This window comes from Streptococcus sp. D2, assembly GCF_006385825.1.
Lineage (GTDB): Bacteria > Bacillota > Bacilli > Lactobacillales > Streptococcaceae > Streptococcus > Streptococcus shenyangsis.
The window spans coordinates 24,393-42,754 of the sequence record NZ_VFSI01000011.1; the positions used below are offsets into that span (position 1 = coordinate 24,393).

Annotated in this window: 22 protein-coding genes; all 22 read left to right on the forward strand. The window is 40.8% G+C overall.

What is annotated here, in order from left to right; genetic code table 11:
- Positions 1 to 21 precede the first annotated feature (21 nt).
- The 22 genes from FJR73_RS07420 (at position 22) to FJR73_RS07525 (ending at position 18,299) form a co-directional block, all read left to right on the forward strand.
- Complete coding sequence (locus FJR73_RS07420; RefSeq protein WP_140834191.1) at positions 22 to 1,191, forward strand: pyridoxal phosphate-dependent aminotransferase; 1,170 nt, start codon at positions 22 to 24, stop codon at positions 1,189 to 1,191.
- The gene (recO, locus tag FJR73_RS07425) at positions 1,188 to 1,958 is read left to right on the forward strand and encodes a DNA repair protein RecO (protein ID WP_140834194.1); all 771 of its coding nucleotides are present in this window, start codon (positions 1,188 to 1,190) and stop codon (positions 1,956 to 1,958) included. Before FJR73_RS07420 ends, recO begins: the two co-directional genes overlap by 4 nt.
- A complete protein-coding gene (gene plsX / locus FJR73_RS07430; protein WP_140834196.1) occupies positions 1,955 to 2,947 on the forward strand; it encodes a phosphate acyltransferase PlsX in 993 nt (330 codons plus the stop codon). Before recO ends, plsX begins: the two co-directional genes overlap by 4 nt.
- 5 nt (positions 2,948 to 2,952) lie before the next feature.
- Positions 2,953 to 3,186: an acyl carrier protein gene (locus tag FJR73_RS07435; RefSeq protein WP_000136448.1), complete on the forward strand. Its 234-nt coding sequence runs from the start codon at positions 2,953 to 2,955 to the stop codon at positions 3,184 to 3,186.
- A gap of 332 nt (positions 3,187 to 3,518) precedes the next feature.
- Complete coding sequence (locus FJR73_RS07440) at positions 3,519 to 4,688, forward strand: N-acetylmuramoyl-L-alanine amidase family protein (protein WP_140834198.1); 1,170 nt, start codon at positions 3,519 to 3,521, stop codon at positions 4,686 to 4,688.
- A gap of 152 nt (positions 4,689 to 4,840) precedes the next feature.
- Complete coding sequence (locus tag FJR73_RS07445) at positions 4,841 to 4,987, forward strand: smi_0057.1 family bacteriocin-like peptide (protein ID WP_000425305.1); 147 nt, start codon at positions 4,841 to 4,843, stop codon at positions 4,985 to 4,987.
- A gap of 564 nt (positions 4,988 to 5,551) precedes the next feature.
- A complete protein-coding gene (locus FJR73_RS10440; protein ID WP_235888725.1) occupies positions 5,552 to 6,367 on the forward strand; it encodes a GHKL domain-containing protein in 816 nt (271 codons plus the stop codon).
- Complete coding sequence (locus FJR73_RS07455; protein ID WP_140834201.1) at positions 6,364 to 7,095, forward strand: response regulator transcription factor; 732 nt, start codon at positions 6,364 to 6,366, stop codon at positions 7,093 to 7,095. Before FJR73_RS10440 ends, FJR73_RS07455 begins: the two co-directional genes overlap by 4 nt.
- Before the next feature lie 369 nt (positions 7,096 to 7,464).
- Positions 7,465 to 7,593 (forward strand): smi_0059.1 family bacteriocin-like peptide, encoded by a 129-nt coding sequence (locus FJR73_RS07460; protein ID WP_000658221.1) that lies wholly within the window; start codon positions 7,465 to 7,467, stop codon positions 7,591 to 7,593.
- 11 nt (positions 7,594 to 7,604) lie between these two features.
- Positions 7,605 to 7,745 (forward strand): hypothetical protein, encoded by a 141-nt coding sequence (locus FJR73_RS07465; protein WP_181146624.1) that lies wholly within the window; start codon positions 7,605 to 7,607, stop codon positions 7,743 to 7,745.
- A 109-nt stretch (positions 7,746 to 7,854) separates the two neighbouring features.
- Positions 7,855 to 8,037 carry a class IIb bacteriocin, lactobin A/cerein 7B family gene (locus FJR73_RS07470; protein WP_140834202.1) on the forward strand — a complete coding sequence of 61 codons (183 nt, stop codon included), beginning with the start codon at positions 7,855 to 7,857 and terminating at the stop codon, positions 8,035 to 8,037.
- A gap of 19 nt (positions 8,038 to 8,056) precedes the next feature.
- The gene (locus FJR73_RS07475; protein WP_140834203.1) at positions 8,057 to 8,245 is read left to right on the forward strand and encodes a hypothetical protein; all 189 of its coding nucleotides are present in this window, start codon (positions 8,057 to 8,059) and stop codon (positions 8,243 to 8,245) included.
- 32 nt (positions 8,246 to 8,277) lie between these two features.
- Positions 8,278 to 8,478 carry an SPPN_00645 family bacteriocin-like peptide gene (locus FJR73_RS07480; protein WP_049512841.1) on the forward strand — a complete coding sequence of 67 codons (201 nt, stop codon included), beginning with the start codon at positions 8,278 to 8,280 and terminating at the stop codon, positions 8,476 to 8,478.
- Positions 8,479 to 8,568: 90 nt separating this feature from the next.
- Positions 8,569 to 8,769: a hypothetical protein gene (locus FJR73_RS07485; RefSeq protein ID WP_023940558.1), complete on the forward strand. Its 201-nt coding sequence runs from the start codon at positions 8,569 to 8,571 to the stop codon at positions 8,767 to 8,769.
- A gap of 8 nt (positions 8,770 to 8,777) precedes the next feature.
- On the forward strand, positions 8,778 to 8,945 hold the full coding sequence (locus tag FJR73_RS07490) for a class IIb bacteriocin, lactobin A/cerein 7B family (RefSeq protein ID WP_078353132.1): 168 nt from the start codon (positions 8,778 to 8,780) through the stop codon (positions 8,943 to 8,945).
- 3 nt (positions 8,946 to 8,948) lie between these two features.
- Positions 8,949 to 9,164, forward strand: coding sequence for a bacteriocin immunity protein (locus tag FJR73_RS10445; RefSeq protein WP_078353051.1), 216 nt, complete (start codon positions 8,949 to 8,951; stop codon positions 9,162 to 9,164).
- Between the two features lie 80 nt (positions 9,165 to 9,244).
- Positions 9,245 to 9,424 (forward strand): hypothetical protein, encoded by a 180-nt coding sequence (locus tag FJR73_RS07500; protein ID WP_033679470.1) that lies wholly within the window; start codon positions 9,245 to 9,247, stop codon positions 9,422 to 9,424.
- A 78-nt stretch (positions 9,425 to 9,502) separates the two neighbouring features.
- Positions 9,503 to 9,706: a bacteriocin immunity protein gene (locus FJR73_RS07505; RefSeq protein ID WP_140834204.1), complete on the forward strand. Its 204-nt coding sequence runs from the start codon at positions 9,503 to 9,505 to the stop codon at positions 9,704 to 9,706.
- A 419-nt stretch (positions 9,707 to 10,125) separates the two neighbouring features.
- The gene (comA, locus tag FJR73_RS07510; protein ID WP_140834205.1) at positions 10,126 to 12,279 is read left to right on the forward strand and encodes a peptide cleavage/export ABC transporter ComA; all 2,154 of its coding nucleotides are present in this window, start codon (positions 10,126 to 10,128) and stop codon (positions 12,277 to 12,279) included.
- Positions 12,280 to 12,291: 12 nt separating this feature from the next.
- Entirely contained in the window at positions 12,292 to 13,641 is a 1,350-nt protein-coding gene (gene comB / locus FJR73_RS07515) for a competence pheromone export protein ComB (protein ID WP_140834206.1), read from the forward strand.
- 169 nt (positions 13,642 to 13,810) lie between these two features.
- Positions 13,811 to 14,518, forward strand: a complete 708-nt coding sequence (purC, locus tag FJR73_RS07520; protein ID WP_140834208.1) for a phosphoribosylaminoimidazolesuccinocarboxamide synthase — start codon at positions 13,811 to 13,813, stop codon at positions 14,516 to 14,518.
- A 55-nt stretch (positions 14,519 to 14,573) separates the two neighbouring features.
- Positions 14,574 to 18,299: a phosphoribosylformylglycinamidine synthase gene (locus FJR73_RS07525; RefSeq protein WP_140834209.1), complete on the forward strand. Its 3,726-nt coding sequence runs from the start codon at positions 14,574 to 14,576 to the stop codon at positions 18,297 to 18,299.
- Positions 18,300 to 18,362 lie beyond the last annotated feature (63 nt).

The following is an 18,362-nucleotide window of genomic DNA, read 5'->3' on the forward strand; positions in this document are numbered from 1 at the left end:
TTTTGAAAGTAGGAGGTATCTATGGACTTAACTAAGCGCTTTAATAAACAGTTAGATAAGATTCAAGTTTCGTTGATTCGTCAGTTTGACCAGGCTATTTCGGAGATTCCTGGGGTCTTGCGTTTGACCTTGGGGGAACCTGATTTTACAACGCCAGATCATGTCAAGGAGGCGGCCAAGCGAGCGATTGACCAGAACCAATCCTACTATACAGGGATGAGTGGTTTGCTGACTCTACGTCAGGCAGCCAGTGACTTTGTTAAGGAAAAATACCAACTGGACTATGCTCCTGAAAATGAAATCTTGGTTACAATTGGGGCGACAGAGGCATTGTCTGCTACTTTGACAGCTATTTTGGAAGAGGGAGACAAGGTGCTCTTGCCAGCTCCTGCTTATCCAGGTTATGAACCGATTGTCAATCTAGTTGGGGCAGAGGTTGTCGAGATTGACACAACTGAAAATGGTTTTGTCTTGACTCCTGAGATGTTGGAGAAGGCCATTTTGGAGCAGGGTGACAAGCTCAAGGCGGTTATCCTCAACTATCCAGCCAATCCGACAGGAATTACCTATAGTCGGGAGCAGTTGGAGGCCTTGGCAGACGTTTTACGCAAGTATGAGATTTTCGTTGTCTGTGATGAGGTCTACTCAGAATTGACCTACACAGGCGAAACCCATGTATCTCTGGGAACTATGTTGAGAGATCAGGCTATTATTATCAATGGTCTATCTAAATCACATGCCATGACAGGTTGGCGTTTGGGACTGATTTTCGCTCCTGCAGCCTTCACAGCCCAGTTAATCAAGAGTCACCAGTATTTGGTTACTGCCGCAAATACCATGGCGCAACATGCTGCGGTAGAAGCATTGACGGCTGGTAAAAACGATGCGGAACCTATGAAGAAGGAATATATCCAGCGTCGGGACTATATTATAGATAAAATGACTGCTCTTGGTTTTGAGATTATCAAACCTGACGGTGCCTTTTATATCTTTGCTAAGATTCCAGCAGGCTACAATCAAGATTCTTTTGCTTTTCTGAAGGATTTTGCTCACAAGAAGGCTGTTGCCTTTATCCCTGGTGCAGCTTTTGGTCAATATGGAGAAGGTTATGTGCGCTTGTCTTATGCAGCTAGCATGGAAACCATCAGAGAAGCTATGAAACGTCTTGAGGAGTACATGAGAGAAGCATGATTCAGTCTATTACGAGTCAGGGGTTGGTGCTCTACAATCGTAACTTTCGTGAGGATGACAAGTTAGTTAAGATTTTTACAGAGCGGGCTGGCAAGCGTATGTTTTTCGTTAAACATGCTGGCCAGTCCAAACTGGCGTCGGTTATTCAGCCTTTAGTGCTGGCACGATTTCTCTTGCGAATCAATGATGACGGACTCAGTTACATTGAGGACTATCACGAGGTGATGACCTTTCCCAAGATTAATAGCGATCTCTTTGTCATGGCCTATGCGACCTATGTGGCGGCTCTTGCAGATGCTAGTTTGCAGGATAATCAGCAGGATGCTCCCTTGTTTGCCTTCTTGAGAAAGACCCTAGAGTTGATGGAAGAGGGCTTAGATTATCAAGTTTTGACCAATATTTTTGAAATTCAAATCTTGACCCGTTTTGGAATTAGCCTTAATTTTCATGAGTGTGTCTTTTGCCATCGGGTCGGTCAGGCTTTTGATTTTTCTTTCAAATATGGAGCCTGCCTCTGTCCAGATCATTATCATGAGGATGAAAGACGTTGCCATCTCAATCCCAATATTCCTTATCTGCTCAATCAATTTCAAGCCATTGATTTTGAGACCTTGGAGACCATTTCGCTTAAGCCTGAAATCAAGCAAGAGCTACGCCAATTTATGGATCAACTCTATGAAGAGTACGTTGGGATTCACCTAAAATCAAAGAAATTTATTGATTCCCTAGCAGACTGGGGACAATTACTAAAAGAGGAAAAGAAATGAAAAAAATCGCAGTAGATGCCATGGGGGGCGATTATGCACCTCAGGCCATCGTTGAGGGGGTCAATCAAGCCCTAGCTGACTTTTCAGATATTGAGGTTCAACTCTACGGAGATGAAAGCAAAATCAAGCAATATCTGACAGCGACAGAGCGCGTCAGCATTATCCATACGGATGAGAAGATTGATTCAGACGATGAACCTACGAGAGCTATTCGGAAGAAGAAAAATGCCAGCATGGTATTGGCGGCCAAGGCTGTCAAAGAAGGAGAAGCAGACGCTGTTCTCTCAGCTGGGAATACAGGTGCTTTGTTGGCGGCAGGATTTTTCATCGTAGGTCGTATCAAGAATATCGACCGTCCTGGGCTTATGTCAACCTTGCCGACTGTAGATGGGAAAGGTTTTGACATGCTGGACCTCGGTGCCAATGCGGAAAATACAGCCCAGCACCTCCATCAATACGCGGTTCTAGGTTCCTTCTATGCAAAAAATGTCCGCGGAATTGCGCAACCACGTGTTGGCTTGCTCAATAACGGAACAGAGAGTAGTAAGGGCGACCCGCTTCGTAAGGAAACTTACGAATTACTAGCAGCTGATGAAAGTTTGAACTTTATCGGAAACGTGGAAGCGCGTGATTTGATGAATAGCGTTGCGGATGTTGTCGTGGCAGATGGTTTCACGGGAAACGCTGTACTCAAATCCATCGAAGGGACAGCCATGGGAATCATGGGCTTGCTCAAGACCGCTATTACAGGTGGAGGTCTGCGAGCGAAACTAGGTGCCCTCCTTCTCAAGGATAGCCTCAGAGGTTTGAAAAAACAGCTCAACTACTCAGATGTTGGTGGAGCAGTCTTGTTTGGTGTCAAGGCACCGGTTGTCAAGACTCATGGCTCAAGCGATGCTAAGGCTGTTTATAGTACAATCCGCCAGATTCGTACCATGCTAGAAACAGACGTAGTTGCCCAGACTGCGCGTGAATTTTCAGGAGAATAAAAGAGATGACAGAAAAAGAAATTTTTGACCGTATTGTGACCATTATCCAAGAGCGACAGGGAGAGGACTTTGTCGTGACAGAATCCTTGAGTCTGAAAGACGACTTGGATGCTGACTCAGTTGACTTGATGGAGTTTATCTTGACACTGGAAGATGAATTTAGTATCGAAATCAGCGATGAGGAAATTGACCAACTCCAAAGTGTAGGAGATGTGGTTAAGATTATTCAAGCAAAATAGAAATCGGAGTTCCAAGGCACTTGCTTTGGAATTTTTTATTTGGTTCAAGTGACCGTTTAGGAACAGATTTAGTCTTTCTAGGGACAGGAGAAATCTGAGGAGAAATAAGGGATATAATAAAATTAGAAAAATCAATCTCCAAAAAGGAGAAAAAAGAAAGGATTTTTATAGAGTTGTATCAATACGGTATTACTCAAAATACAATTCGTAGATATTGGTAATATTGTCTAATTTTTCACAATATTATTGACTTTGACTATGAAAAGTATTAGAATATAGCTAAATAAAGAGGTAAGTCCTCTTATAGCTATTCAATAAAGGAGGAAATGGCTATGAAAAAATCTAAACTACTTACTCTTGGTTTGCTTGCAGGTGCTGGTCTGCTTTTGTCTATCAACCAAGCACAGGCTGCAGATACTTGGGTTAAAAATGGTGCTGACTGGAATCTTTCACAAGATGGTAGTCTCGCTAAGGATAAATGGGTACAAAATGCTGGCTCATGGTATCACTTCGACAGCACTGGTAAAATGCAGACAGGCTGGCTCAAAGACGGCAATACTTGGTATTCTCTAGCAGATAGTGGTGCTATGCGCACTGGCTGGTACAAGGAAGGTAGCACATGGTACTCACTAGCAGATAGTGGTGCCATGCGTACAGGTTGGTATAAAGAAGGATCTACATGGTATTACCTCAAAGACGGTGGCGCTATGGCAACAGGATGGGCGACTGCAAATGGTAAATGGTCTTACTTTGAAAAATCAGGTGCTATGGTCGCAGATAGAGCTGTTCCAGCCAGTGATGGGGAAAGTTATGTCATTGGTAAGGATGGCTATCTAGCAAATAGAAAAGATGCTGGATACAATATTCATGATATTGTCAAACTTGGAGATGGGCAAGAATATTTGCTAAATGCTAAAGGTGACGATGTTATTATTGAAAAAAATGCTTGGTATATCAGACCAGAGTTCAAGAAGTTTTCTAATAAATATGGAGATGAGGTTGCAAATACTACCTTAGCTTTAGTGGATAATAAAGAAGAAGGACAAGAAATTGATCCTAAGGCAGTTGTACAGAACTTCCAAAACTTACCAAATCGCTACTACTTTGATGAAAATGGACATCGTGTGGTTAATATCCCAGCAATGACAACCTATTCAGAGATTAAAAAAGCTGGCAATGATGTCTATTTAGAAAATCCAGGTGCACGACTTCGTCTTGGGGCTACCAGCTTTACAATCAATAACAATAAACTATACTATTTAGAAAATGAGCAAGGTAAGCTCAAAACAGGTTACTTTGTATTAATTGATGATGGTATGGCTACAACCCACTATCACATCTTAGCCTATGCGGGTCAATCTGGTGAAATTCTTAAGATGAAACGCTTACCATCAGGAGTTTCAGATTATCTGGATAAAGAAATCGATGGTTTATACGGTGAAAAAATTAAGATTGAATCTCCACACTCAAACGAATATTATAAAGTGGTCGTGGTTAAATAAAAATAATATCTTCACAACTAATCGTTAACGCTCTAACCAATATACCATTTTCAGGAGGCTTTAGATTTCTTGTATTTTAAAAGGAAGCTAAAGCCTTTTGTAGATGGAGCAGGGGATAGAGTTAGCTATAAAATAATGAAAAGGAGTCTGTCATGGAAATGAAAAATACATTTGTAGAATTGGAACAATTTGAAGAGTTAACCCCAGAGGTATTGAAGGAAGTGAATGGTGGAGGGATTTTTGAAGATGCCGTAAAATGGTGCGATAAGTTATTTAGTACGGGTAGACACTTTGCTTAAATTCACAGTATTCGTTAGAGATTAGATTTATTTATGATTATTTTAGAATTCTTAGTTTCTGTGCTATATATACTGTTAGTAGTCGTTTCAACCATGGTACCTACTATTTATTTGGGTGCTCAAATTTCCCCAGAATTTTATAAAAAACGTTATTGGGTCCTTGTATTTTTAATTAGTTTATCTGCTCGTCAAACATTTGGAGAATTATTCCATATAGGAATCATTCTCTTCTTTTACTGTGTTTTTTTATTAGAATTGCATAAAAGAAAAGGGGAAGCTTTTTTTCTTTCTCTGTATCTTTTTCTCTTCTTTCAGAGTATTCGTTATTTATTTTTGACAATTTGGATTCGTGTATTATCCGGTGAGCCTTGTTGTTTTGTAGATTCGTTTTCCACCTTATATAGATCTGTATTTGATTTATTATCAATATTTCTATGTTGTAAAATAATGAAGCGTTGGTCTTTGGATTTGGATTTATTCTTTTCAGATGCTTTCAAAATCCACTATCGTAAGAGTTTTTTCATTATCCTACCTCTGACTGTGTTTAGGATATTCTCTTCGTTTATGACCAATATAAATAGTTCTTTCTACGTTCGTTTTGACACGACCATCTCTCTCCTAATTTTCATTCTCTTTTTCTCTTGGCTCTTTTACATCAAGCATTTGGAGCAGGTTTATCGTGATGAGCAGACCATTCAGAGACAGGAAGATGAAAATCGTTCCTTGCAAGGGATGGTGGACAAGCTAGGTCATCTCTATGATGAAGTGCGAGGTTTCCGTCATGATTTTGCAGGAATTGTCGCCAGCATGGAACCTGCCATAGCCAATCAAGACATGACTGAAGTTTCTACCATTTATCAAGATGTCTTTCTAAAGACCAATGAAAAGCTGAGGAAGGCGGATTACACGGCCTTTAATCTTCATAATATCCATGATATAGCCATTCGTAATACCTTGGCAAAAGCCATGATTGTGGCAGATAAGCAGGGAATTCATTTTAGTTTGGAGACGGTGGGGGTCGTAGAAGAACTAGCATTGCCGATGTTGGAGGCTATCCGTATCCTCTCTATCCTCACGACAAATGCCTTAGAGGCAGCCAGTGAGGCGGAAAATCCGCAGATTCGAGTTGCTTTATTGGCAGGCGATAGGAGTGTCCGTTTTATCATTGAAAACACTCGTAAGAAAGAAGAACTGAATCCCAGCATTCTCAGTCAAAAGGGTTACTCTACCAAGGGAAACCACAGTGGACTGGGCTTAGCAACCTTGGAGGATATGGTTTTTCATTATGATTTAAACTTAGATACCCAGCTAGGAGAGACGACCTTTAGACAAGATTTAGAATTGCCATTTAAGGATGAGAAACGAGGGGGAGAGGAATGAGAATTTTAGTTTTGGAAGACGATAAAGTCCAGCAAGGACGGATAGAGCAGACTTTACTAGATATTGGTCGCTCTCGTAATTTGAGATTGGAAATTGATATTGCCAAAAACTATGGAGATGTTGAAAAGTATTCTCAGTATTTTGACCATTACCAGCTCTATTTATTGGATTTAGAGATTGATGGAGAGCGTGAACGGGGCTTTCAGGTTGCTCAACAGGTTCGGGAGCGGGATCCTTTTACAAGTATTGTCTTTGTGTCCACACACTCGGAGGCTTTGCCACTAGCTTTTCGCTACCACTTGTCTGCCTTGGATTTTATTTCCAAGGATCAGCCAGAGGCGGACTACCGTCATCAGCTGGAGCGCTGTCTGGACTATGTACTGGCAGTGGACAAGAGGGAAAATATGCGTCTCTTTACCTATAGTTTTGAGGGGAGACGGGGCTTTACTCTACCCTACCATGAGATTTTAGCCTTTGAAACCTCAGTGGAATCTCATCGTATCAAGGTCTATTATGCCAATCATTCTATCAAGACCATTTATGGCAGTCTCAAGGATATTGCTGCCAAGGCTGAAAAAGATTACTTTGTCTATGCCAATCGCAATACGTTGGTTAGTTTACAGGCCATTGAAGAGATGACTGCGACAGAAGTGACCCTGTTAGAAGGCTTGCACTTCCCCGTATCACGAACAGCCAGAAGAACACTTAAAAAACATCTTAATGTCTAATATCTGTTAGACTTGGATGAGTTTATCAATAAGAATGTCGGAAAAATTTCTGATATTCTTATTTTTTTAGATTCTTTCTCGAATAGATAAGTAAGAGGAAACAGAAAGGAGCCTAGTTCATGTATCTACCAATTTTCTATCCATGGTTTACTAAATTATTTTTCAAATAAATTTAATTAGCTGTACATTTTTGAATTGTTTTTCGAATAGATAAATAAGAGGAAAAGGAAAGGAGTCTGGTTTATGTTTATATCAATGTTCTACCCATGGTTCACTGAGTTATTTTTTAAATAAATTTAATTTAGTTGTACATTTTAGAAAATTTTTTCGAATAAATAAGTGAGAAGAAAAAAGAAAGGAAGGAAAATAATGAAAGAACATTACTATGGATTTGTTGAGCTAACGTCGGAAGAATTGACCGATATTCAAGGTGGAGAAAATTGGACGAAGACCCTTGTAGATTGGTACATTGGATTTCGTAGAGGTTTTGGTTTTTAGGAGGATAAGATATGAATGAAATGAATGATAAGTATACTATTGAAGTATTAAAGGAAAGCGACTTAGCCTTGCTGGTGGGTGGTAGCAAGGAAAGTTATCAACGTGGTTTAATGGTGGGGTTAATTTTACGTCGTGCGTTATTTGGATTTTAAGATAAGATTTAGAGAGTAAAGTTTACCTACAACAATGAACAGAATATATGAAAAAGGAAAGATAAATAACTACCTTTTCAATCGTTAATAATCAAAAAAGGAGAATAAGATGGAACAAATTAAAAATATGGAAAATAGTTTTCATGTAATGAGTCATGAGGAATTGGCCGATGTAGAAGGAGGCTTGTTGCTTGGTTTAGTAGTAGTTGGAGGAGTCGCAATTGCAGGAACATTTTTATTGGGTGCTGTAGATGGTGCTTCAGGAGCACATGCTAAGCGTCGTGGACGTTAACAGGGAAGGAAGAGCGCTAATGGAACGCATAATAGAAAGTTGGATTACTAGGGTAGAGAATTTTTACAGTTTGCAGTCAATTCCTGTAAAAGTATTAATTTTCATAGTTGGAGTAGTTGGGGTTTATGCTTTAGGGACATTACTTTTAGGACCGATTTATTGGGCGGGGCAGAAGTTTGGCGAAATGGTTTACAATTATTTATTTTAATAAAAAATTATAGATAAAGAGGAACAGACATAATGAATATGATAAAAATTGAAGAAAAATTTACAAGTCTTACAGAAAAAGATTTAGCAACAGTAGAGGGCGGTCGAGTGTCATGGAGAGGTAATATTAACATCGATGTCCATAAAGTGATTGATAGTACGGGAAGATTTTTCGGTGGTATCTATAATGCTGGTAGAGCATTTGGGCGAAATGTTTACAATGCATTTTATTAATATAGTTTATTAAAATGAATATCATATATTATATTTTTGAATTCGTTTTCGAATAGACCATAATCTGATTGTAGTCAGAGAGGTATTTCTATGTTTTTAAAAAAAGAAGTGATATTATTAGGGGTATTGTTATCGCTACGTATTATTTTTACTATCGTTCAAATTTTAATTGATTATAAAATATTATCTGGACAGTATAGTGTAAATTTTATGGATATTTCAGAAGTATTTACTTATCCAATACTCATTTTAATCATTTACATAGCAATAAAATATAATACAAAGGAGTAATGACGAATATGAACTTAGAACAATTTTATCAATTATCTGACGATGAATTAGTGGGAACAAAAGGTGGTTTTGGTCTTGCGGAAGCAGTTGGAATTGCAGGACTACTGAATGCTGCTGTACAAATTTTTAATGCTGGTTACAAATTTGGTTCAGATTTTGCTCGTCGTGGGCGTTAGATAATGAATAATCGCGACCTTAATCTCAATACATTGTTACCTAAACTAGCTACGATATTTCCTTTGTTGGGAATAACTCTTAATGTTGCGCTTCATGTGATTCGTACAGGTTCGTTAGTATCCTTTAATTGGCAATGGACTTTGGTTGGTTTGCTTTTCTCAGCATATTTTGGTATTTTTCGCAAAGATTTGTCAAAAAATAATCAAAACTATAAATGAAGAACATGAATCAAAAGGATTTTGTGTATATGAATGGTAGCGTTTTTCCGCCACTCTTGTCAGGTAATTAGGAGTTTCTTATGAAAACATTTTTATTAGGTTTTGCTGAGGGTTATTTTACCGTATCACTCATTATCTACATCGCAACGTATTTGATTTTGAAAAATCCGATCAATACCCTATTTTATCCAGAAATTTACCCTGTTTTATTTGGGCTCTTTTATCTAGGATATAAGGTCAATAAAAAGCGAGTAGAGTAAACAGTTAAGAATGACTTGTTAGTCTGCGCTGAAAATAGCTAGGCTAGAATCTAAGAATGCATCACATCGGAGTTTAATATGAAATTCGTTAAATCAATACTGAAAGTTTGGCCTGAAATTATGGTATTACTTAGTTCAATGTCTTATATCATCATCAGATTAGTAGCTGATATGAATAAAGTATCTTTACCTACTTGGCTTGATAGTTTCAATATACCAACGATTGCATTATTTGTGATGGTATTCATTCTTTTATATAGAAGTAAAGAAAAAAAAGAATAGATAAATTTGAAGCAGTAGACGCTCTATAGGGAATAGGTGTCTTATAGTAACGAATCAAAAAACGGAGTAACTATGAATCGTAATTTAGAACGGTGTTATCTATTCTGACTATGAATAGATTATACCAGAGGTGGCTTAGAAATAGCAGGGACATTAAAAATTGAATTAACTTTAAATAGGATATCGTAAAGGTTACTATCAATGATTTATTTGTCCCAAGCTTGCCTAGGGTGACAGTAAAAAATCAACTTCCTTTCATACCATATTTTTAGTAGGTAGGACGTTTGTTCTGCCTATTTTTTTATCCGAAAAGTGCAGTTGGGAGGGAGATAGGCGCATTTGGGAAGGAAGTCCAGTTTTTGTTTGGGGATTGGGGTAAGATAGTTGTTATCAGATGAGTTTAGGAAAAGGAGATGAATATGAAATTTGGGAAACGTCACTATCGTCCGCAGGTGGATCAGATGGACTGCGGTGTAGCTTCATTAGCTATGGTTTTTGGCTACTATGGTAGCTATTATTCTTTGGCTCACTTGCGAGAATTGGCCAAGACGACCATGGATGGGACGACGGCTTTGGGCTTGGTCAAGGTGGCAGAGGAGATTGGCTTTGAGACACGAGCCATCAAGGCGGATATGACGCTCTTTGATTTGCCAGATTTGACTTTTCCTTTTGTTGCTCATGTGCTTAAGGAAGGGAAATTGCTCCACTACTATGTGGTGACTGGGCAGGATAAGGATAGCATTCATATTGCCGATCCAGATCCCGGGGTGAAGTTAACTAAACTGCCACGTGAGCGTTTTGCGGAAGAATGGACAGGGGTGACTCTTTTTATGGCACCTAGTCCAGACTACAAGCCTCATAAGGATCAAAAGAATGGTCTGCTTTCTTTTATCCCTATATTAGTGAAGCAGCGTGGCTTGATTGCTAATATCGTTTTGGCAACACTCTTGGTAACCTTGATTAACATTGTGGGTTCTTATTATCTGCAGTCTATCATTGATACCTATGTGCCAGATCAGATGCGTTCGACACTGGGGATTATTTCTATTGGGCTGGTGATTGTTTATATTCTCCAGCAAATCTTGTCTTACGCTCAGGAGTATCTCTTACTTGTTTTGGGGCAACGCTTGTCGATTGACGTGATTTTATCCTATATCAAACATGTTTTTCACCTGCCTATGTCCTTTTTTGCGACACGACGGACAGGGGAAATCGTGTCTCGTTTTACAGATGCTAACAGTATCATTGATGCGCTGGCTTCGACCATTCTTTCGATTTTCCTAGATGTGTCAACGGTTGTCATTATTTCACTTGTTTTATTTTCACAAAATACCAATCTCTTTTTCATGACCTTATTGGCGCTTCCTATTTACACAGTAATTATCTTTGCTTTTATGAAGCCGTTTGAGAAGATGAATCGGGATACCATGGAAGCCAATGCGGTTCTGTCTTCTTCTATCATCGAGGACATCAACGGTATTGAGACCATTAAGTCTTTGACCAGTGAAAGTCAGCGTTACCAAAAGATTGACAAGGAATTTGTGGATTATCTGAAAAAATCCTTTATCTATAGTCGGGCAGAGAGTCAGCAAAAGGCTCTGAAAAAAGTTGCCCATCTCTTGCTCAATGTCGGTATTCTCTGGATGGGGGCTGTTCTGGTCATGGATGGCAAGATAAGTTTGGGGCAGTTGATTACCTATAATACCTTGCTGGTTTACTTTACTAATCCTTTGGAAAATATCATCAATCTGCAAACCAAGCTTCAGACAGCGCAGGTTGCCAATAACCGTCTGAATGAAGTTTATCTAGTAGCTTCGGAGTTTGAGGAGAAGAAAACGGTTGAGGATTTGAGCTTGATGAAGGGAGATATGACCTTCAAGCAGGTTCATTACAAGTATGGCTATGGTCGAGATGTCTTGTCAGATATCAATTTGACCATTCCCCAAGGCTCTAAGGTGGCTTTTGTGGGGATTTCAGGGTCAGGTAAGACGACCTTGGCTAAGATGATGGTGAATTTTTACGACCCAAGTCAGGGAGAGATTAGTCTGGGTGGTGTCAATCTCAATCAGATTGATAAAAAGGCCCTGCGCCAGTATATCAACTATCTGCCTCAACAGCCCTATGTCTTTAACGGAACGATTTTGGAGAATCTTCTTTTGGGAGCCAAGGAGGGGACGACTCAGGAGGACATCTTGCGGGCGGTCGAGTTGACAGAGATTCGGGAGGACATTGAGCGCATGCCCCTGAATTACCAGACAGAATTGACTTCGGATGGGGCAGGAATCTCAGGTGGTCAACGTCAGAGAATTGCTCTAGCGCGTGCTCTCTTGACAGATGCGCCGGTCTTGATTTTGGATGAGGCAACTAGCAGTTTGGATATTCTGACAGAGAAGCGAATTGTCGATAATCTTATGGCTTTAGACAAGACCTTGATTTTCATTGCTCACCGCTTGACCATTGCTGAGCGGACAGAGAAGGTTGTTGTTTTGGATCAGGGCAAGATTGTTGAAGAAGGAAAGCATGCTGATTTGCTTGCACAGGGTGGATTTTATGCCCATTTGGTCAATAGCTAGAAAGAGGAGAGGATGAAACCAGAATTTTTAGAAAGTGCGGAGTTTTATAATCGTCGTTACCATAATTTTTCCAGTCGGGTTATTGTACCCATGTCCCTTCTACTTGTGTTTTTACTTGGCTTTGCAACTCTTGCAGAGAAGGAGATGAGCTTGTCTACTAGAGCTACTGTTGAGCCTAGTCGAATCCTTGCAAATATCCAGTCAACTAGCAACAATCGCATTCTTGTCAATCATTTGGAAGAAAATAAGCTGGTTAAGAAGGGAGATCTTCTGGTTCAATATCAGGAAGGGGCAGAGGGTGTCCAAGCGGAGTCTTATGTCAGTCAGTTGGACATGCTTAAGGATCAAAAAAAGCAATTGGAGTATTTGCAAAAGAGCCTGCAAGAAGGGACGGATTACTTTCCAGAGGAGGATAAGTTTGGCTACCAAGCCACCTTTCGCGACTACCTCAGCCAAGCAGGTAGTCTTAGGGCTAGTACATCGCAACAAAATGAGACCATCGCGTCCCAGAATGCAGCAGCTAGCCAAACCCAAGCCGAAATCGGCAATCTCATCAGCCAAACAGAGGCTAAAATTCGCGATTACCAGACAGCTAAGTCAGCTATTGAAATAGGCGCTTCCTTGGCCAGTCAGAATCTAGCCTACTCCCTCTACCAGTCCTACAAGTCTCAGGGTGAGGAAAATCCGCAAGCTAAAGCTCAGGCAGTTGCGCAGGTTGAAGCGCAGCTTTCTCAGTTAGAATCCAGTCTTGCTACTTACCGTGTCCAGTATGCAGGTTCAGGTACCCAGCAAGCCTATGCGTCAGGCTTAAGCAGTCAATTGGAGTCCCTTAAATCCCAACACTTAGCGAAGGTTGGTCAGGAATTGACCCTTCTAGACCAGAAAATCTTGGAGGTGGAGTCAGGTAAGAAGGTACAGGGAAATCTTTTAGACAAGGGGAAAATTACGGCAAGTGAGGATGGAGTGCTTCACCTTAATCCTGAGACCAGTGATTCTACCATGGTTGCAGAAGGTGCCCTACTAGCCCAACTTTATCCGTCCTTGGAAAAAGAAGGGAAAGCCAAACTAACAGCTTATCTTAGTTCAAAGGATGTAGGAAGAATCAAGGTCGGTGATTCTGTTCGCTATACGACGACTCATGATGCCAAGAATCAACTTTTCCTAGATTCTACTATTACAAGCATTGATTCGACAGCTACTAAGACTGAGAAAGGGAATTTCTTTAAAATTGAGGCGGAGACTAATCTAACTTCTGAGCAGGTTGCAAAACTTCGGTACGGGGTGGAAGGTCGCCTGCAGATGATTACGGGTAAGAAAAGTTATCTACGTTATTATTTGGATCAATTTTTGAACAAAGAGTAATGTTCGTGTTTTTAGAGTTAAATGATTTTAAAACTGTGAGAAAGATTCTTCTTGCAGTTTTTTCTTTACGATTTTTAATGTCGATACGTTATTTATTCGGTTAAATTCTTGTAATTTTAAGTTTTTTATGGTAGAATGTGCTCAAGTAATACGAAAGGCGAACTTTTAAATGTCAAAACAATTTATCTATTCGGGAAAAGCTAAAGATATCTATACAACTGAGGATGAAAATCTTATTATTTCAACTTACAAGGATCAGGCGACTGCTTTCAATGGTGTTAAGAAGGAGCAGATTGCAGGTAAGGGAGTCTTGAATAATCAGATTTCATCTTTTATTTTTGAGAAATTAAATGCGGTTGGTGTGGCGACTCACTTTGTGGAGAAACTTTCAGATACAGAACAACTCAATAAAAAGGTTAAGATTATTCCTCTGGAGGTCGTGCTTCGCAACTATACAGCTGGTTCCTTTTCAAAACGTTTTGGTGTGGATGAGGGAATCGCCTTGGAGACTCCGATTGTCGAATTTTACTATAAAAATGATGATTTGGATGATCCATTCATCAATGACGAGCATGTGAAATTCCTACAGATTGCGGATGACCAGCAGATTGCCTACTTGAAGGAAGAAACGCGTCGTATCAATGAACTCTTGAAAGCTTGGTTTGCTGAGATTGGGCTTAAGTTGATTGACTTTAAGCTAGAGTTCGGTTTTGATAAGGATGGCAAGATTATCTTGGCAGACGAATTTTCACCAGATAACTGCCGTTTGTGGGATGCGGATGGCAACCACATGGATAAGGATGTTTTCCGTAGAGGATTGGGAGAACTAACAGACGTTTACGAGATTGTTTGGGAAAAGTTGCAGGAATTGAAATAACAACCTCAAGGTCGTTGGGGATATTGCAAGAGCTGAAATAAAGGAATAAAGATTGATGGATAAACGTATTTTTGTTGAAAAAAAGGCTGATTTTCAGGTCAAGTCAGAGAGTTTGGTTAGAGAACTCAAGCATAACTTGGGACTGTCAAGTTTGAAAAGTATTCGCATCGTGCAAGTGTATGATGTATTTGATTTGGCAGAGGACTTGTTTGCGCCTGCAGAGAAACACATTTTCTCTGAGCAGGTGACAGACCATGTCTTGGACGAAGCTGCTGTACAGGCGGATCTGGCTAACTATGCTTTCTTTGCCATTGAAAGCCTGCCAGGTCAATTTGACCAGCGTGCAGCTTCTTCACAGGAAGCCTTGCTTTTGCTAGGAAGTTCGAGTGATGTAATAGTCAATACAGCCCAACTTTACTTGGTCAATAAAGATATTGATTCGACCGAATTAGAAGCAGTCAAAAACTACTTGCTCAATCCAGTTGATTCTCGTTTCAAGGACATCACGACAGGGATTTCCAAGCAGGAATTTTCTGAGTCAGACAAGACTATTCCGAAATTGACTTTCTTTGAAAGCTATACAGCAGAGGACTTTGCTCGCTACAAGGACGAGCAAGGGATGGCTATGGAAGTGGATGATTTGCTCTTTATCCAAGATTATTTCAAGTCAATTGGACGTGTGCCAACTGAGACGGAACTCAAGGTTTTGGACACTTACTGGTCTGACCACTGCCGTCACACGACTTTTGAGACTGAGTTGAAGCACATCGACTTTTCAGCTTCTAAATTCCAAAAGCAATTGCAGTCAACCTATGACAAGTATATTGCCATGCGTGATGAGTTGGGGCGTTCGGAAAAACCGCAAACCTTGATGGATATGGCGACTATTTTCGGTCGATATGAGCGTGCTAATGGGCGGTTGGACGATATGGAAGTGTCAGACGAGATTAACGCTTGCTCAGTAGAAATCGAAGTGGACGTTAATGGTGTGAAAGAACCATGGCTCCTCATGTTTAAAAACGAAACCCACAATCACCCAACTGAGATTGAGCCATTTGGTGGAGCTGCTACCTGTATTGGTGGAGCCATTCGTGACCCATTATCAGGACGTTCATACGTTTACCAAGCTATGCGTATCTCAGGTGCCGGTGATATTACAGCACCGATTTCGGAAACGCGTGCTGGGAAATTGCCACAACAGGTCATTTCTAAGACAGCTGCTCATGGTTATTCTTCTTACGGAAACCAGATTGGGCTTGCGACGACCTACGTTCGTGAGTACTTCCACCCAGGCTTTGTTGCTAAACGTATGGAGTTAGGTGCAGTTGTAGGTGCTGCTCCCAAGGGCAATGTCGTCCGAGAAAAACCAGAAGCGGGTGATGTCATTATCCTTCTTGGAGGTAAGACTGGACGTGATGGTGTCGGTGGTGCGACAGGCTCTTCTAAAGTTCAAACAGTTGAGTCTGTAGAGACTGCTGGTGCTGAGGTTCAAAAAGGGAATGCCATCGAAGAACGCAAGATTCAACGTCTGTTCCGTAATGGCGATGTGACTCGTCTTATCAAGAAGTCCAATGACTTTGGTGCTGGTGGTGTCTGTGTAGCTATCGGTGAATTGGCAGACGGTCTTGAAATCGACCTCAACAAGGTTCCTCTTAAATACCAAGGCTTGAATGGTACCGAACTTGCTATCTCTGAATCACAAGAACGGATGGCAGTTGTGGTTCGTCCTGAGGACGTAGATGATTTTGTTGTAGAATGTAACAAAGAAAATATTGATGCTGTTGTGGTGGCTACGGTGACTGAAAAACCAAATCTGGTTATGCACTGGAATGGTGAAACCATTGTCGACTTGGAACGTCGTTTCCTTGATACCAATGGTGTGCGCGTGGTCGTTGATGCAAAGGTGGTGGACAAGGATGTCAAACTCCCAGAAGAGCGCACAACAAGCGCTGACACACTTGAATTTGATACACATACGGTTCTATCTGACTTGAACCATGCGAGTCAAAAAGGCTTGCAGACTATCTTTGATTGCTCAGTCGGTCGTTCTACAGTCAACCATCCGCTTGGTGGTCGCTACCAACTCACACCGACTGAGGCTTCTGTGCAGAAATTGCCTGTACAACACGGTGTGACTCATACTGCCTCAGTCATGGCTCAAGGTTTCAACCCATATGTAGCTGAATGGTCTCCATACCACGGTGCTGCTTATGCGGTTATCGAAGCAACTGCTCGTTTGGTGGCTGCTGGCGCAAACTGGTCTAAGGCTCGTTTCTCTTACCAAGAGTATTTCGAGCGGATGGACAAACAAGCCGAGCGTTTTGGCCAGCCAGTAGCAGCTCTTCTAGGCTCTATCGAAGCACAGATTCAACTTGGTTTGCCATCTATCGGTGGTAAGGACTCTATGTCTGGTACTTTTGAAGAATTGACCGTTCCGCCAACCTTGGTTGCCTTTGGGGTGACGACGGCAGATAGCCGTAATGTGCTCTCTCCAGAATTTAAAGCTGCTGGAGAAAATATCTACTACATCCCAGGTCAAGCCCTCTCTACAGAGATTGATTTTGACTTGATTAAGTCTAATTTTGCTCAGTTTGAAGACATCCAAGCTGGTCACAAAGTGACATCTGCATCAGCTGTCAAATATGGTGGTGTGGTTGAAAGTTTGGCACTTGCTACTTTTGGAAATCATATCGGTGCAGAAGTAAGCTTGCCTGAACTTGAAACGGCTTTGACAGCTCAATTGGGTGGATTTGTCTTTACATCTCCTGAAGAAATTGCTGGAGTAGAGAAAATCGGTCAAACGAAAGCAGACTTTACACTAACTGTCAACGATGTGAAGCTAGATGGACAGAAACTTGACAGTGCTTTCCAAGGAAAACTGGAAGAAGTTTACCCAACAGAGTTTGACCAAGTCAAAGAACTGGCTGAAGTACCAGCTGTGGTATCAGATGTTGTGATTAAAGCCAAAGAAAAGGTTGAAAAACCTGTGGTTTACATCCCAGTCTTCCCAGGAACTAACTCAGAATATGACTCAGCTAAGGCTTTTGAAAAAGAAGGTGCAGAGGTCAACTTAGTGCCATTTGTGACCTTGAATGAAGAAGCCATTGTCAATTCAGTTGAAACTATGGTTGATAACATCGGCAAGGCTAATATCCTTTTCTTTGCAGGTGGTTTCTCAGCTGCGGACGAGCCAGATGGTTCCGCTAAGTTTATCGTCAATATCCTTCTCAATGAAAAAGTCCGTGTGGCTATTGATAGCTTTATCGTCCGTGGTGGCTTGATTATCGGTATCTGTAATGGATTCCAGGCCTTGGTCAAATCAGGTCTTCTTCCATACGGGAATTTCGAGGATGCTAATAATACTAGTCCAACCCTCTTCTACAATGATGCCAATCAACACGTGGCCAAGATGGTGGAAACCCGTATTGCCAATACCAACTCACCATGGTTAGCTGGTGTGCAAGTAGGCGATATCCACGCTATTCCTGTTTCGCATGGTGAAGGGAAGTTTGTCGTGACGGCTGAGGAATTCGCTGAGCTCCGTGACAATGGACAAATTTTCAGCCAATATGTTGACTTTAACGGCAAACCAAGTATGGATTCTAAGTACAATCCAAATGGTTCTGTCCATGCCATCGAAGGAATTACTAGCAAGAATGGCCAAATCATCGGTAAGATGGGCCACTCAGAACGTTATGAGGAAGGTCTTTTCCAAAATATCCCAGGCAATAAAGACCAGCACCTGTTTGCGTCAGCGGTTAAATACTTTACTGGAAAATAAGACTTGCAGATTTTCTAATAGATAGTATCAGTAATGTAAAAGTCATGTAGATTTATCTCTTGA